The following is a 15,553-nucleotide window of genomic DNA, read 5'->3' on the forward strand; positions in this document are numbered from 1 at the left end:
GACTTTTTAGAGGTTTTTTTGGAAGTAGAGCTCTTCTTGGCTTTCTTAGGGGTTTCCTTTCCAAGAATAGTCTTTTCTACACCACTAACGGTTTCCACTACCACGTTAGTTGCTTGACCTACTACTTTTTCAAGTCCTTGTGACTTTTTAGAAGTCTTTTTGAGAGTAGAACTCTTCTTGGCTTTCTTAGGAGTGTTCTGCCCAAGAACAGTCTTTTCTACACCACTAACGGTTTCCGCTACCACGTCAGTTGCTTGACCTTCTACTTCTTCAAGTCCTTGTGACTTTTTAGAGGTTTTTTTGGAAGTAGAGCTCTTCTTGGCTTTCTTAGGGGTTTCCTGCTCAAGAACAGTCTTTTCTACGCCGCTAACAGTTTCCGTCACCTTGTTAGTTGCTTGACCAACCACTTTTTCAAGTCCTTGTGACTTTTTAGAAGTCTTTTTGGGAGTAGAACTCTTCTTAGCTTTCTTGGGAGTTTCCTCCCCAAGAACAGTTTTTTTTAAGGTGAAGTTCTCCTCTACTTTTCTATGATTCGCAGTTGTTTTGTCGGTTATTTCTTTTGAAGGGTTTTTGTGGGATTTCTTTGCTGATGATACCTGCGGGGACCCCGAATTATGAACAAGATTATTTTTAGGATTGAATTGAATATTATTTTTTACAATATGACTATTACTTTGATCTGTTTCTATGTTCTTGTTCCCATTATTCGTAGTATTAATAGAAGTATTCTTTGCAGAAGTACCTTTATTTGCATTATTTTGGTCTTGTTTCTCTTTAGAGATTTTTTTCACAGCTTTTTTCCCAACTTTAACAAGCCCATTTGTCTGGTGTAGCGATTGTTTCACTGTATTGTTTAGAGAATCCACCAAATTACTACTGGCTTCACCAGTTATTGGTGAAACAAAGAAAAAGGAAAAGATGAATACCGAAAGGAACATACAACTACTACGTGTCCTACTCCATTTCATACCATTTCACCTCCTCAGAAACACATTTATTCTACCTTATCCGTCCCATTGGAATAATTTTCTAAAGAGTATCATAATCGCTATAACTCGTCAAAAATCGCTGCAACTCGTCAGGATAGAAACGCCCGCCTCGACAGGACTTATGTCCTGAACCTTTAAAATTGAGTGTTAATTTTTTCGTTTAAAATTGACAAAATAATAAATAAATCAAGTCATTTATGGTAAAAAAGTAGTGTTTTTTAAAAAATTCAATACTGTCATAAATTAGACGCCCGTTAGTACCCCACAATAGGCACTAATCCATGGCCAGGCTGTATAAACGTATTTAGAAATTACAAATGATGAGCCCTAAGGAAAAGCAGTTATTTTAATTATTTTTAATCGGCCTACCTGGAGTATCGGAAGTAAAGATTGTCTAATTAGAGGGAAATAAAACTTGGGACCTTTTTTGGCACTGTTAGTAGGCAATATTTTATATCCAGCCGGGATGATCATCGTAAATAGGTATTAATCAGCTCTGCAACAAACGTAATAAACATCTTCTCCCGCCTCTCTTGAACATTCATTGCAAAATGCCAATGGTACGCATTTTTTCGCCAATTATTGAATAGATTTTATTCCTTAATATAATCATTTAAGGCCTGTTGGATTTCCTTATAAAGATTACTTTCAGGTGAAATATTTCTATGTTTTTCTTCAGGTTTTACCAACTGATCAGCAAAATAAGTTGTATCTAACTTTGGTTTGCCAGCTATCATTTCAAAACGATAATACGTATTAGAAAAGTTATTAATTTGAATAATCCCCCAGTCATAACGAGTTTCAGGCATTTCAAGACTCAATATTTTAACTGCCATTTTTGACAACCACCTTTTTCATAGTCATTTTTTTAAATTTTGATTTTTCAATTCGATTTAAATACATAGTTAAAAAATTTTCAGTGACCTTTTGAGGATAATAACCAATTCGATCTTTAATTATGTTTTCCAAAACCCATACTTTACGGGTAGCAGCCTCATAATCGCTGTATGATTGTATCTGAATTTCTTCCATATTACCGCCTTCAGCTTCTGCTTTATGCCCTAGAATTCTCAGTTTATAAACTACGGAACGGTAATTCCTTGCATGTCGTAGTAAACATAAAAGTTCAATCGTTTCTAGCTGAAGCAATTCAGGAGTATTTTTAAAAATACCTTGCTGTTCAGGATAAAAATCAATGCTGTTTGATAACCGTTCCCCATCTCGTAATATATAGCGTTCTGAAAGCTCCATTTCGCAAAAATCGCAATAGGATGATGTTAATTGTGTTCCGCAGTAAGCACAAGTTTTCATGATTTAACCTCCTTGAATTACCCTCAGATTAGATTTTCCCTGCTTTTTCTTTTCCAAATATTTATTATTCGGCTGAATAATACCGGTAATGTAATACCGAAAAGGTACTTTAACCGTCATTCTTTCGGTCCAATATGGCGTTCCTAATTCTTTAATATATACAAGTACATTACCGTAATCTTTATTATACAGTTCCATACTTCGTTTAGCTTTGGGAAATGGATCTCCATATTTAACATTAATTGCGCTTTTATGGGTTTTACCATCATTACTAACTGACATTCCTATAACCCCTCCTTTTATGCATCACCTAATTAATGGACTTATTGCTAATAAAATCATATATATAAGAAGTTTTAACAGTTGAAAAATCAATGGCGTATGGGGAATGAAGTAAGCCACCAATTTCCCCAAGCCCTTGATTTCGGAAACAAATTATTTCTACACCTTTTTCCAATTCCTCCGCACCAATGTGTATATGAACATTTTCTTTTCCATCAACACCGAGACATTCCAATGAATAATGTTTTGTTTGCAAATCACTAGGGTTGATATTCAATTTTTTTAATACCGTTAAATCATCATTACTAAGCTTATCTAAAACAGTATTTAAACTAATTTTCATGTTCATTCTCCTTTTGTTCTTTGCATTTGTGATTAATCTTCCAATTAATCTTTAAGTGATGGATTATCTAAGCATTCTGGACAAAGATATTCTCCATTCTTTCTTTTTCCATCATCAACATACTGTCCGCATACACTACATTTATGATAATTATCATTCATTCTATCCGCCCTTTCTTAACTAATTATAATAGTTATGGGACTGTCAGTATAGACAACCCATTCCCTCTTTGTATCTTTATGGCAATCATTATTCGCTTGCTTTGAATCTATCCCATACAACCTTTTCATCGCCAGCAGTTGTGATTCTGCGATCAAGATGTTTCCATTGCTGATTTACAAACTCTTGAAAAATATGTTCATCTAATGAATCAACTGTACAAACCGTTTTCCATCCTTTTGGTAATTTAATTTGAATGTCTACTTTTTGAACCTTTTTCATGTTTTTCGCTCCTTTGAATTTTTATTTTTCCTTTTGGGAATCCGAGAAGTGAAGTTCCCCAAAAGGGGGATTATTTTTCCCTTTTGCTGTGTAGAATGTTAAACACCTGCTAAAAAACGTCATATCAAACGTGGAATACCGGAGCGAAGCGAGGATATGCCGTCGAAAGTTGATTGACTTTTTTTAGCAGCACTCTTGACTCAAAACAGGAAAGGTTCGGGTGTCCTGCCTGTTTTGAATCTAGAGTGCTGGGTGTTTATTATTCGGAGCGCAAAAGAAAAAATAATGTTAAATAAAAAAGAAGGCAAACGCCTTCTTATCTACTTGGAATCTTTTATTCTTTTGAATTTCGTCGTCATCCGTCCGTTAAGAAAGCTATAAGGAACTTACAAAGTGTTAGATCACTGGCTAACAACCGTTCTTTGTTGTTGGCCGGTGATTTACAGTTTGTAGTTATCCATGCGTTAGGACGGAGTGAGACGCCTTTTGCTGTGCGAAGCGTTCTTTGCTGAACTACACCAAAAGAGCGGACCTTTAGGCAACCAAGGGCCTGTTAGTAAATTATTATTCGTGTTTCACAAAAAACAAAGCTGGACCAGCACGAAAAAACAGGATAAAACCATTCATAATACGAACAAAAATAACTTAACAAAGACAGGCAAACATCAAAACATCTTCCTTAAGGGAAAATAATGTCTTAAGACTTACCCTATAACAAAAAGGGGCAGTACTTCATTGAAAATGTCCCAAACAAAGTTGGGTTTACCCTACTTTGTACCGATTAAGAGGTTGCTTTAGCAACGGTCTTTAAGCAGGCTCGATGCCTGCTACAGTCAAGAAAAAACAAAGGTTTTTTTACCATGCGTGGCGCCTTTCAATACCAGGGTGAAGCAAAGGGGGGTTAACCCCTTGCATTCACCCTTTTTTCTAAATAAGTTATGGACTGTGCTACAACATTCAGCATAAATACATTTTCCCCGTTATCATCTGAAAAACAATAAGAATTAAGTTTCCCCTCAAGAGAAATTAGGTTTCCTTTTCGCTGGTATTCTGCAAGATTTTGGGCTACCTTGTTAAATGCTCTGCAGTTAACAAAGTCTGCCTGTTGCCCTGTTTCTTCTTTCGCATAAGGTCGATTAACAGCAACCGTAAACGATGAAATATACGTTCCGTTGTCTGTCACCTTGATTTCAGGGTCTTTTGTCAACCTGCCTACTAAATTTACTGAGTTCATAATGAATACCTCCTAAGAATATTAAATTTATTTTAAGTTACTAACCTTTTAACTAAGGTTAGAACTTACCTTCAAACCATAAAAATCATTGTTTTTTAAGAGCTTTTGTATTCATCATTTAATGCCTTGACTGTATCAGGTAAATGTTTAGAACTAATTATTTTCATTTTGTCACTCTCCTGTACTAAATTTATTCTGTGAATCCAATGCCAAGGTACTTCGCATAATATCTAGTAAACAATTCAACATAATTATTACGTAACCGTGTATCTATCAGTATTTCTGTAAACTCTTTTTCATCTTTAATGAATAATTTATGTCTTTCTTCTTCACAAAACTTATTTTCAAAAACTAATATATAAATGCCTTCACCATAAAATTTATTCGATTTCATATCCTTAACATCAATCATTTATAAACCTCCTGACAAACTTTAAAAAATCTGGTAAACTATCTTATATTGCTCTTTAACATGAATTTAACATCTCTATTTTCCCCCTGCATGGTAATCCATGCAGGGACTTTTTTATTGAAATTCAATACCTCGTATATGGTCGCTTGCCTTCTGGGCTTGTTGTGAAGCCTTAACAATTAATGTTTTATCGTTCTTTAACTTTTGTAACCAACCGCTTATATAACTTGCTGAGTTATCTATTGTTTCGTTTTCAATACCAGTCACCCCGCATAGCATGGAAGCCCCGATCTCTGCAACAAGTTCTTCCTTGCTGTAATCTTTAGTACCGAAACGGTGTTGACCTGTCACACCTTCTCGGCTTAACCGCTCTTTATGCCCTGTGCTATGAATTATTTCATGGAAAAAGGTACTGTAATATTCGTGAATGCTTTCAAAATCCTCTTTAGGTGGTACATTTACATGGTCTTGAAAAGGTTTGTACCAAGCACCGCCTGAATGAAAGCTGTATGACGGAGGGTTGAAATATCCGTTTATAATTTCTTCCGCTTCTTTTATTGGGTCATGTTCAAATTTTTCAGGTTCCTGTTTTGGCTCTATGCCTTCGGTTTGTTCACCAACTTTAAAAACTTTATGATACCTCAAAAATGGTATGGTTTTTTTCTCGCCTGTTTCTTCATCTTCTATATCAAGCATTTTAAAAAATATAGCAATTTGTCCTTTTTCACCTTTTTTAACAGAACCACCTGCTTCTGTTATTTGCTTAAATGAAGCATATTCTCCGCCATCAAGTAAGAATAAATTAATTCCTCTGTATGGCTTTTGACTTTTCCACTTAATAGGAATACCGTTTTTAAAAGGTTGTTTCCAGGGAACAGTACCTTCTTCCAGTTTTTCAATGATTTGGTTTGTAATCATTTCATAGATTTTTTTACTCATTTGCATTTCCTCCTTATTTTTCGTTTGGGAATCCGAAAGTGGACTTCCCAAAGGGAATTATTTTTTCCGTTTGCTAAGGAGAAGGTTAATGGCATGCAAAAAACCGTCCATAAAACGTGGAATACCGTAGCGCAGCGAGGATATGCCGACAGCGTGAACGAAAGTTTATTGACGGTTTCTTTGCGTGAATCTTACAAGCCAACCGGGGAAGGCAAACGGTTCCTGCCCGGTTGGATGGTTAGATGAACATGTCATTATTCTTCGGATTGCAAACGAAAAAATAAGACAAAATAAAAAGCAGGCTGTTCAGCAGCCCGCTATCCGCTTTGTTCTTTATGCTTTTGGGATTTCGTTGTCGCTTACGCGTGAAGAAAAAATCAGGAACGTACAAAGTGTTAATTCGTGCTAACCGTTGGAGTGTACGGTTGGCCGGAAATTACAGTTTGTCGTTATCGAGTTTTTTAGGGGAAGGCGAGATGCCTTTTTATGTTGTGAAGCGTTCTTTGCTGAACTACATAGAAAGAGTAGACCTCTGGCAACCCCTAATTGTTTGTCTTGTACTTCCTTTCCTTTAACTGTTCATTCAAGAACTTCTCACATGTAGAACGTTCCCAATATTTTATGCCACTCACGGTGATATCAGCTTTTGGTGCTTTACCACGATTGATATACACATTTAATTTGGAACGGTCATATTTTAATCCGTTATCGTTTAGAAACTCCGCAAATCGACTCTGATTCATATAATAATCACCTTCGGTAATGATGGAATGTGTGGGATCTTGAATTAAATATGTATCTTTACGGAAAAAGTCACAAATAACTTCCAGACTAAATTCAAGCCAATCATCTTGTAAGTTTTGATATATGCCTCCAAGGTTAAAATTTGCTTTATCCGGATTTTCAAAAAACCAGGCTAATCGCAAAAATACTTGCTGCACTTCGTTTAAATTTGATAAAGCCTCATCTGACAGCAATATACTTTCGTTTACGGAAAGATATTGCTGAAGCATCGGGAACTTATCCATTATTTTTGCAGTTGGTTGTTTCAACTAACATTCCTCCTTTGTTGACTTTGTTAACAATAAATATAACAAATGTTAACATTGTTAACAATCATTGAATGGTCTTCTTTTTTAATTTTCGGCAACGCAAGTAGTCGAAAATTAACTTCCAAGGGGCTATGAGATGCATGTGAAACAGAAAATATACTATAGGGGGGACGCTAACAAGACGTTGGAAATATTTGTTCAAAGCAAGCATTCCTTGCATTCATGAATTCTTTGGAATTATAATGAGTACAAATGTTCCCTTTAGGAGGATTTATGAATGAAAATTAAAGACGTCACAAGAAGCCGCCAAAATGAAGTTAAAATGATGAAAATGTATTCACCCAAGAAATCGTCGGAAATAAAAATTTACGAAAGTGGTCCAACTCGTTTCATTCATGAAATAGGTGACGGTGAGCAATTACTTAGTATTTCTTGTTCCGGTCGATCAGTAATTGAAAAAGAATGGATTCCAGGTATCAAAGAAATAATGCAACTGGAAATAGAAGATGTTGAAATTAACATTAGACCAAGTGGGGTCGTAATCATTAGTGAGAAGGATGAGTCAATTCCCAAAACAGCAAACAATTATCACTAGGGTGTTTTTGCCAAACATAAGATAAATAACACCTCTTATAGGAAAAGGAATAGTAAAAGGGGGAGGATCCCCCTTTGATTAATTAAAATATCCTGCTGTACGAAGGCTGTTATAATTTGGATTATTAAACCCCACAATCACATGATCAATTACTGGAATATCCAAAATGTCACCTGCGGAGATAAGAGTTTTGGTAGCATTAATGTCTTGCTGCGATTCCTGAATTGTGCCACTGGGATGATTATGGCTGATAGCAATTGTTGAAGCACTATTTAAGATAGCTGCTTTAAAAATTTCTTTGCAACTAATAGGGCAAGAATCAACATCACCAATATGTGCTTTATGAATAGCAATAACATCCTTATGTGTATTCAAACAAATAACAAGCACTACTTCCCGGTCCTCGTCCCCAATAGTTTGTTTTGCAATTTCTGCAACATCGTATGGAGAGGAAATTACCTTTGTATTTGTTGTTGCTTCCAGTGCAACTTGTTTAATGCGTTGTATTTCAAAAACTGTTTTCATGATTTGTTCCTCCTTAAAATAGTTATTAAAAAAAGAAAGAACCACTCAAAAGAGTGATTCTTTCCTATTTGATTTATCTTGTTACGCCAATTACGCTTAATTTCAGGTTATGCAAAAGGTTAAGGCATTTACCTGTTTCTAGTGATGTTATTTCATCCCCTTCATCTGCTTGACGATTTCCTGCAAAAATGAGTGTACCCGCGAGCTGCAATTCATGGCCAGATTCTGTTTCGATATTTAGGACAGGATTACCGGACTTAAGCAACCCTTCATCATCAATGATGATACAAACATCCTCGCCAAGATTAACAATGTCTATCATGCTGCAGTCAATGATTTTCCGGTAATCAGCTAAATTGTATGCAAGATCATTTTTAAGTTCGATAACATCTGTTTCAAAATTCATGATATCCATATTAAATTTAATCATTAACACTCGAATGGTTTTTGACTTTTCCATGAGAAATTCCTCCTAAAATGATATAATTAAAGATATAAATAAGGGGAAGCGTCACCTTCCCCTGTTGGTTTAAATCAATGATTCTATGAAAAATTGAACAAACCAATGTGTAAGTAAAAACACTGTAAATAGTCCGTATGCTGCAATGATCAGCGTGCGGGCTATTTCACTTTCAAATAAATCGTACGTTTGAATAAGGGTTACCCCACCGCCTATAATCAACGATACGGAAACAAGTAATGTTGTTATCATGATTTCACCTCACTTTCTTTTTGTTGGCTCCGCAACACATTTTGTGAGGACGAAGTCAAGGGTCGGCTGGGTTGTAGCCGACTTGCCAGAAAAGCATAGTGATGAGCCGGATTTTGCGAATCACGTAGGAAATCGAGTGAAACCCAATGACTTATCAGGAATTACAAAGTGTATTGTGCTTTGTTAGTCCTGGTTAGCCTACTTGGTTTTACCGCTTTCCTTTGTCTTTTTGCCAGCCCTTGTTACTGCGTTACGAACAAAAAGTATAATAAGGAGACACAAAGAAGAAAGATGCAAAATCACAGCACATATAAACGCATAAGAGACAGCTTGTTCTTTTGCAAAGGTTCAATGCCTGTAGCAAAAGACATAAAAGCAAAAATAAAAAGCTGTAGCCAATCGAACTGTATTGGCCACAGCTTTAACTATTTTTGTGAACTATTTCAGTGTTCTTCTGAAATAGTCGGTTTGTAAAGGTTCAATGCCTGAACAAAGCGAGTAGATAACTTGTGAAATGGCAAGGAGTGAAACGGAGTAAGCGACATGATTTCTGACAGAAGGAAGAAATTTACCTTGTTAATCTCGAAAAGTAAGTTTTAAAGGATTTTGTGGGGCTCAAGCAAAGCATTCCCCTTAAGGTGAAAAGAGAATGCCTTGTTAAATAAACGATTTCAATTACGAATGCTTACAATTAATGCAACTATACTTAGAATAAGCGCAAGAATGGAAATGCCTAGGACGGCTGTTAGCATGATTTTCATCCTCCTTGAATGCTTTGTATAGATACGATATAATAAACATAGAATAGTGAAAAGAGGGGAGGGCTTTCGCCCTCATTCCCTCAGGTGTTTTTTTCTGAAGCTTTTTCCGCTGATCCCGGAGAAAGCTTCTTTCTGTTGCGGGATTTTAAGATAACAACAGTCAGGTTAATACCAGCTGTGGCTAAATTGATCAGCGCAACAAGTAGTAGAATCTTTTCCACTATTCTCACCTCCTTTCATAGGAGGATATTGTTATTATAGCATGTTCACCACCTTTCTTGTTTGATGGATCCGCAACACGTTTTGTGAGGACAAAGTCAAGGGTCGGCTTGATTTGTAGCCGACTTGCCAGAAACGCATAGTGATGAGCCGGATTTTGCGAATCACGTAGGAAATCGAGTGAAACCCAATGACTTATCAGGAGTTACAAAGTGTATTATGCTTTGTTAGTCCTGGTTAGCCTACTTGGTTTTACCGCTTTCCTTTGTCTTTTCGCCAGCCCTTGTTACTGAGTTACGAACAAAAAGTACTATTGGGAGACACAAAGATGAAAGATGCAAAATCATAGCACGCATAAACGCATAAGAGATAGCTTGTTCTTTTTCGAGGGCTCGATGCCCGAAGCAAAAAGAATGGAAAGTGAATGGATATAAAAAGGGGTAGTATCAGACGACATTTTGTGTTGGCTGATACTACCCCTTTCCATGAACGCGCTATTTCAGCGAATTTCTGAAATAGTCGGTTTGTGAAGGTTCGATACCTGAACAAAGCGCATAAAGAATGAATGAAATAACAAGGAGCAAAACGGAGTAAGCGACATGATTTCTGACAAAAGGAAGAAATTTTCCCTTTTTATTAAGTGGATAAACTCAATTTATCATGCTATAATAGAACGAACGTTCTTATAAAGAGGTGGCAGAATTGCAAGATCGTGGCACAATTAAGTGGACTGCTTCAACTATGATGATGCCTGAACAAACCGCTATGTTAAAAAAATACTTTGCGGAAACGGAACACAAAGAAAAGCCAATTCTTGATGAACAGCAGCTTGCGGATATTAATATGAAATTACAATGCGCATTGCATAATGATCTAACCGTTAAAGTAAAACACTTCAAAAATCATGATTATTATCATGTTAAAGGGAAACTAAAAATGATAAATTCTAAACGCTGCACGTTGCAATTAAATGATGCAGATCATACGGAAATTGCTTTTGAAAATCTCCTGGATGTTACGGTTTTATAATACCTTGTTATGAAACTACAACTATATGGTCATACTGGTCATAAGGAGGAGAATCTTATGCCAGTTAGAATGACGAAAAGTGAAGCTCGTAAACTAGCTAAAAAAACCATTACACACAGCAAAAAACATGGAATACCCCTAAAGCGAAAAAAGTGACTTTTTAAACCCTGTTCAATCACCCGTAAAACACCGATATTTTTTGTGTCCTAAACATACATAAAAGGGCAGCCCCTACTCATATGTTTAAGTATAAATCTAGGACACCAAGACAGTGTCCTAAACATAAGTGAGGGGTTAAAGTGAAAAATAAGGCAGGGGAGAGAAAAATTCGTTCTGATAAAAAACGGGATGTAAAACCGACAATTCCAATTCAATTGTATGAATGTGTTAGTCGGATATCATATGTTACCAGTACCCCCATGAAGGATGTTGGGGAATTAATCTGTAAAAAAGGGTTATATTCGACAGCTGTAGTTGAATATCTTTCCCAATACTTTAAGCGTGACTATTGGGCGAATAGTAATGTTTTATATACCGGTGATATGGAGCATGCTGGTTACGCAGCACCCCGGGGAATGTCCAAACGCAGAATGACAATGCGTTTTTTACAAAAGGATCATGATAAACTGGTTCGTTTAGCTTATTCCTTAGATATCACAACTTCAGCTGCAACTGGCTTGCTGCTGGAAGCATCCGTAAAAAACACTAATATCGTGAACGCTTTTATTTTAAATTATGTAAAAAAAGAACTGGATCCTAAACGGATGAAGCAATTACGGGAAGTGTTGAAATTTATCAATAAAAACAATCCTTACCAGGAAGAAATCACACTTGGGGCTTTTATAAGCATGTTGATGGATGAGGTTAAAGAAACAACCTTCACCCTGACGGAATCGCTTAAAAAATGGTTGGATGATAAAAGCTAAGGTAACTAATCGCTAATGTAAATACCGGCCGCATTTTAGATGCAACCGGTATTATTTGTATAGCGAATACGAGATACGTGTGAAATATACAGTCTATGATGGGTAAAAACTCCATAATCTTTATATCCGGGTAGTCATCGCCGCTAGTTCTAAAAACGAGGGGAATCCGGAATCGATAAGGAATGTTTTGGATTCCCCTTTCTTTATGATTGTAATGACTTAATATCCCCTTCATATAAACAGCTCTTTTAATATTTTGGTGAGGTGTTCTCACAGGTTTCCCTTTTATTGTATGCACCCATTTTTTTAACGCTTGTAGTAATTAATCAAAACAATGGCCCTTATCGTATTATATGGTTAACCAGTCATTTCTGGTTGACCTATTTTTAATAGGTTTTATGCTTAAGGTAGCCGGGATAGGGGTGGTGTCTGTTATGGGAAATGAAATATTGGTTGTTGATGATAAACCTGAAATCTGTTTATTGCTAACAGAACTGCTTGAGAATAAGGGATATGGAATAACTACTGCGGAGAACGGTAAAGTAGCGCTGGATAAAATATACAAAAAGTCATTTAATTTAATCATATTAGATTATTATTTACCAATTCTTAATGGTTATGAAGTAATTGAACGGTTGAAGTATGATAAATTTACAATTCCAATTATCCTAATGACTGGATTACCCGAAGGTATAAATGAAAGCAAAAAAAATAGCCTAATTATTGATACCGTTGCCAAGCCATTTAATATTCAATATATAAGTGATCTCGTTAAGTCTATTATAGCTTAGAATTCTTAAGTTATTGGAATGGAACTATACATACAAAAAAGGATTTGGTGATGGCAAGTAAATTAAAAGAATCCATAAGGTTCCCTAGTACTCCGAGAAATACTCATTTTTAAAACTTAAGGAGGAGAAACTGAACTTTATCTATTCAATAAAATGACCCTTATATGATATATTGGCGCGATTCTTATTAGATAAGTCGAGTAGAAGAGAACCTCTCTACCTTTTACGGTAGATTGATTTCTCCCCCTTCTCAGAACCGTGCGTGCGCTATTAACGCACACGGCTCCTCCTAGTTACCATTCACAAAAATTCTGCTATCCTTAGTAGTTTTGTTTCCATTTAGTGTAAGCTACCTCTGTGTGTAAGTAAATGTGTCCCTAATAAGGTTGATAACTGGTAGCTAGCCTTTCCTCCACCGGCATTACCCGATTTCATTGGTACTACGCTGCTATCCGACTCCCTGCACGGCATTTGGTTTCCTTGCTTTTTATCGCTTGTACACCATACTCTCCTGATAAAGAAAAGACCGGCAGGGTCTCCTGAGTTGCCGCATCATATCAATGTATGACGTGCCAAGGTCTATGACTCCAGAGAGGTTTTATCCTTCTTGCCTTTAACGAAAGATAAAATGTAGCTTTCTGCAGCGCTAAAAGCATCAGCCCTCTCGATTTGCAAACATTATGGAGCTCAATCCCTTCAACCAGTTGGCTTTCGGCCCGCCATCTAACTGTCTACGCTTAAAGACTAAAGTTACCTTTAGCCCTCCAAGACTCGCTACGAGTGAATGGCTAATTCTTACTCTACGGGAATCCCACCCGTTATATGATACGACCTATGCTCAGCCGCACTAGCACCCGTTTGCTTAGGATTAATGGTAACAATTTCATTGATTAATTTCTATTATCCTTGTTACTGCTCCATTTATTCGGAGCATTGGACAACATCTAAAATCAATTTCTAAAAATTATCACACGGGCTACAGCAACAATTATATATTTTATATATAAGCGTGCACCACTTTATCCACATAAAAAACCAGTCGCTTTATTAAACGAAATTTGTTGCAAACCTCAATTACTCCAAGAACTTTTCATATAAATTTATCACGTTTGAAAAGATGTTCAGATATACACTAAGATTGTCGAAAAAGGATTACATGTATTTGTATAGGGAAAAAGAAAGTAAACACAGAGATTGGAGGTATAGATAGGTTGTCCTATGATGCAGTATTTAGTTGTATGAACGAATTTGTTGAGATGGAAGATATAGTGATTTATCCCTACCCTGATCGTCCATACGGTATACAAATTATCGATCAGGAGGGTGATTTCATCATATTCTTTTTCGACGTCAAAATAAATCAAGTGGTTTGTATATTTAAAGATGCGGAGGAATTTTGGTTCCGAACATAATGAAAAATAAATCATAATATCCGTCAAACAAACTTTCAACATTAAAAAGGGTTTGCTACTACTATTCAAATAATGCAAAGAGTACTTTTCCCTCCCTCTCTTCATAAGTACAAATTACTTCTTAAACAGTTTCAATTTATCCCTAAAATGCTGGAGTGCCAAAACATGTGATTAAGTCTTTAGTCAAAAAAATTCTTAAAAATAAATCATTAATAAAGGGGGAGGAGGTAAATGGTTCGCAGCAGTGACCAAAAGATGGTACAAGAATTTGAAGAAAAATTAAAAAGACCATTAACGGAGAGGGAATTAGAATTTATATCGTGGTTGATTCAAAAACAAATGAAATCAAGTGCACACGGAATTTCAAAATCCAATAATAATCATGAATAATAATTCTAAAGGTGCATCCAAAAAATTCCTTAAAGGTAATGTGGAAGATACCTTTCTATCCCCCTACCAATAAACCTATTTCAAGATGTTTACTTCAAAACTAAATAATGACGCACAATCGCCAACCAGTCATTTCTGGTTGGCTTTATAATATGATTGATGAACCCAGCGTGCAATATTGGCGCTAATCTTTATTAGGGAAAAGCGCCCGATTATGGAATAGTCTTTTTTTCTCAGTACTCCATGTTTAAATTATACATACGCATACGACTTGATATCAAGAATGTGGAAATGGTAACTTCCTTTCTTCTTACCGCAATTCTTAGTTCAAATAATATTCTTATCTTTTACTATTGACTTAAAGCACACTTTAAGGTTTATTCTATAAATGAATTATTATCAAGGAGGTAGTGACCATGGCAAAATTTGATACACTGAAAGATAAAGTAGTGGTTGTTGCAGGTGGCGGTAAGAACCTTGGTGCTTTAGTCAGCAAAAAGTATGCTGAAGAGGGCGCAAAAATAATTGTGCATTATCACAGTAACTCTTCCAAAGAGGAAGCAGAACAAACCGTTAGTTCGATTAAGTCCAAGAATGGTGAGGCTGCATTGTTCAATGGAGACTTAACCAATACAACGAAAATGAAAGAATTATTTGATTACGCTGTTGATACCTACGGTAATGTTGATATTGCCATTAATACAGTAGGAAAAGTTCTTCGAAAACCAATTGAAGAAACGTCTGAAGAGGAATTTGACGGTATGCAGGATATTAATGCAAAGGCTGCTTACTTCTTCATCAAAGAAGCAGCTAAACACATGAACAATAATGGAAAAATCATTACGTTAGCTACATCATTGTTGGCAGCTTATACGGATGGTTATTCCACTTATGCAGGTGAAAAAGCTCCCGTTGAGCATTATACACGTGCGGCTTCAAAAGAACTGATGGATCGTGGTATTTCTGTAAATGCAGTTGCTCCTGGACCAATGGACACACCTTTCTTTTATCCTCAAGAAACAGATGAAAGGGTTGAATTCCATAAATCACAGGCTATGCATAACCAGTTGACAAAAATTGAAGATATTGCTCCTATTATTCATTTTCTAACTACTGATGGATGGTGGATTAATGGACAAACAATCTTTGCAAATGGAGGGTACGCAACCCGCTAATCAAGGGAGGTGATT

At 36.1% G+C, this 15,553-nt stretch carries 21 protein-coding genes; 7 read left to right on the forward strand and 14 right to left on the reverse strand.

The window, feature by feature from the left end; genetic code table 11:
- The 10 genes from B1K71_RS00510 to B1K71_RS00560 all read right to left on the reverse strand — a co-directional run.
- The coding region (locus B1K71_RS00510) for a hypothetical protein (protein ID WP_217697229.1) at positions 1-968 on the reverse strand (968 nt) is incomplete at its 3' end.
- A gap of 614 nt (positions 969-1,582) precedes the next feature.
- On the reverse strand, positions 1,583-1,825 hold the full coding sequence (locus tag B1K71_RS00515) for a hypothetical protein (protein WP_077324078.1): 243 nt from the start codon (positions 1,823-1,825) through the stop codon (positions 1,583-1,585).
- Complete coding sequence (locus B1K71_RS00520) at positions 1,815-2,300, reverse strand: hypothetical protein (RefSeq protein WP_077324079.1); 486 nt, start codon at positions 2,298-2,300, stop codon at positions 1,815-1,817. The genes B1K71_RS00515 and B1K71_RS00520 overlap by 11 nt, the downstream gene beginning before the upstream one ends.
- A 3-nt stretch (positions 2,301-2,303) precedes the next feature.
- A complete protein-coding gene (locus tag B1K71_RS00525) occupies positions 2,304-2,582 on the reverse strand; it encodes a hypothetical protein (protein ID WP_077324080.1) in 279 nt (92 codons plus the stop codon).
- Positions 2,583-2,610: 28 nt separating this feature from the next.
- Positions 2,611-2,925: a hypothetical protein gene (locus B1K71_RS00530; protein ID WP_077324081.1), complete on the reverse strand. Its 315-nt coding sequence runs from the start codon at positions 2,923-2,925 to the stop codon at positions 2,611-2,613.
- A gap of 249 nt (positions 2,926-3,174) precedes the next feature.
- Positions 3,175-3,366: a hypothetical protein gene (locus B1K71_RS00535; RefSeq protein WP_077324082.1), complete on the reverse strand. Its 192-nt coding sequence runs from the start codon at positions 3,364-3,366 to the stop codon at positions 3,175-3,177.
- Between the two features lie 901 nt (positions 3,367-4,267).
- Complete coding sequence (locus B1K71_RS00545; protein ID WP_077324084.1) at positions 4,268-4,600, reverse strand: single-stranded DNA-binding protein; 333 nt, start codon at positions 4,598-4,600, stop codon at positions 4,268-4,270.
- Between the two features lie 190 nt (positions 4,601-4,790).
- Entirely contained in the window at positions 4,791-5,012 is a 222-nt protein-coding gene (locus tag B1K71_RS00550) for a hypothetical protein (RefSeq protein WP_077324085.1), read from the reverse strand.
- A gap of 114 nt (positions 5,013-5,126) precedes the next feature.
- Positions 5,127-5,951: an ArdC family protein gene (locus tag B1K71_RS00555; protein WP_077324086.1), complete on the reverse strand. Its 825-nt coding sequence runs from the start codon at positions 5,949-5,951 to the stop codon at positions 5,127-5,129.
- Positions 5,952-6,493: 542 nt separating this feature from the next.
- The gene (locus B1K71_RS00560) at positions 6,494-7,003 is read right to left on the reverse strand and encodes a hypothetical protein (RefSeq protein ID WP_077324087.1); all 510 of its coding nucleotides are present in this window, start codon (positions 7,001-7,003) and stop codon (positions 6,494-6,496) included.
- A gap of 277 nt (positions 7,004-7,280) precedes the next feature.
- On the opposite strand from B1K71_RS00560, the gene B1K71_RS00565 reads away from it, so the two are divergent.
- Positions 7,281-7,598, forward strand: a complete 318-nt coding sequence (locus tag B1K71_RS00565; RefSeq protein WP_077324088.1) for a hypothetical protein — start codon at positions 7,281-7,283, stop codon at positions 7,596-7,598.
- A gap of 78 nt (positions 7,599-7,676) precedes the next feature.
- On the opposite strand, the gene B1K71_RS00570 is transcribed toward B1K71_RS00565, so the two are convergent.
- From B1K71_RS00570 to B1K71_RS19725, 4 genes are all read right to left on the reverse strand, one after another.
- Positions 7,677-8,123, reverse strand: coding sequence for a JAB domain-containing protein (locus B1K71_RS00570; RefSeq protein WP_077324089.1), 447 nt, complete (start codon positions 8,121-8,123; stop codon positions 7,677-7,679).
- Between the two features lie 73 nt (positions 8,124-8,196).
- On the reverse strand, positions 8,197-8,583 hold the full coding sequence (locus B1K71_RS00575) for a DUF3846 domain-containing protein (RefSeq protein WP_077324090.1): 387 nt from the start codon (positions 8,581-8,583) through the stop codon (positions 8,197-8,199).
- A 69-nt stretch (positions 8,584-8,652) separates the two neighbouring features.
- Positions 8,653-8,835: a hypothetical protein gene (locus B1K71_RS00580; RefSeq protein ID WP_077324091.1), complete on the reverse strand. Its 183-nt coding sequence runs from the start codon at positions 8,833-8,835 to the stop codon at positions 8,653-8,655.
- Positions 8,836-9,676: 841 nt separating this feature from the next.
- The gene (locus B1K71_RS19725) at positions 9,677-9,817 is read right to left on the reverse strand and encodes a hypothetical protein (protein ID WP_175631785.1); all 141 of its coding nucleotides are present in this window, start codon (positions 9,815-9,817) and stop codon (positions 9,677-9,679) included.
- A gap of 700 nt (positions 9,818-10,517) precedes the next feature.
- On the opposite strand from B1K71_RS19725, the gene B1K71_RS00585 reads away from it, so the two are divergent.
- The 6 genes from B1K71_RS00585 to B1K71_RS00605 all read left to right on the forward strand — a co-directional run bounded on the left by B1K71_RS00585 (position 10,518) and on the right by B1K71_RS00605 (position 15,538).
- Positions 10,518-10,844, forward strand: coding sequence for a YolD-like family protein (locus B1K71_RS00585; RefSeq protein WP_077324092.1), 327 nt, complete (start codon positions 10,518-10,520; stop codon positions 10,842-10,844).
- A gap of 299 nt (positions 10,845-11,143) precedes the next feature.
- Entirely contained in the window at positions 11,144-11,770 is a 627-nt protein-coding gene (locus tag B1K71_RS00590) for a hypothetical protein (RefSeq protein WP_077324093.1), read from the forward strand.
- 434 nt (positions 11,771-12,204) lie between these two features.
- The gene (locus B1K71_RS00595) at positions 12,205-12,561 is read left to right on the forward strand and encodes a response regulator (protein ID WP_077324094.1); all 357 of its coding nucleotides are present in this window, start codon (positions 12,205-12,207) and stop codon (positions 12,559-12,561) included.
- Between the two features lie 1,211 nt (positions 12,562-13,772).
- On the forward strand, positions 13,773-13,973 hold the full coding sequence (locus B1K71_RS00600; RefSeq protein ID WP_077324095.1) for a hypothetical protein: 201 nt from the start codon (positions 13,773-13,775) through the stop codon (positions 13,971-13,973).
- 231 nt (positions 13,974-14,204) lie between these two features.
- Entirely contained in the window at positions 14,205-14,363 is a 159-nt protein-coding gene (locus B1K71_RS19730; RefSeq protein ID WP_175631786.1) for a hypothetical protein, read from the forward strand.
- Between the two features lie 416 nt (positions 14,364-14,779).
- Positions 14,780-15,538, forward strand: coding sequence for an SDR family oxidoreductase (locus B1K71_RS00605; RefSeq protein ID WP_077324096.1), 759 nt, complete (start codon positions 14,780-14,782; stop codon positions 15,536-15,538).
- The last annotated feature ends 15 nt before the right edge of the window (positions 15,539-15,553 follow it).

Source organism: Virgibacillus siamensis (assembly GCF_900162695.1).
Taxonomy (GTDB): domain Bacteria; phylum Bacillota; class Bacilli; order Bacillales; family Amphibacillaceae; genus Lentibacillus; species Lentibacillus siamensis_A.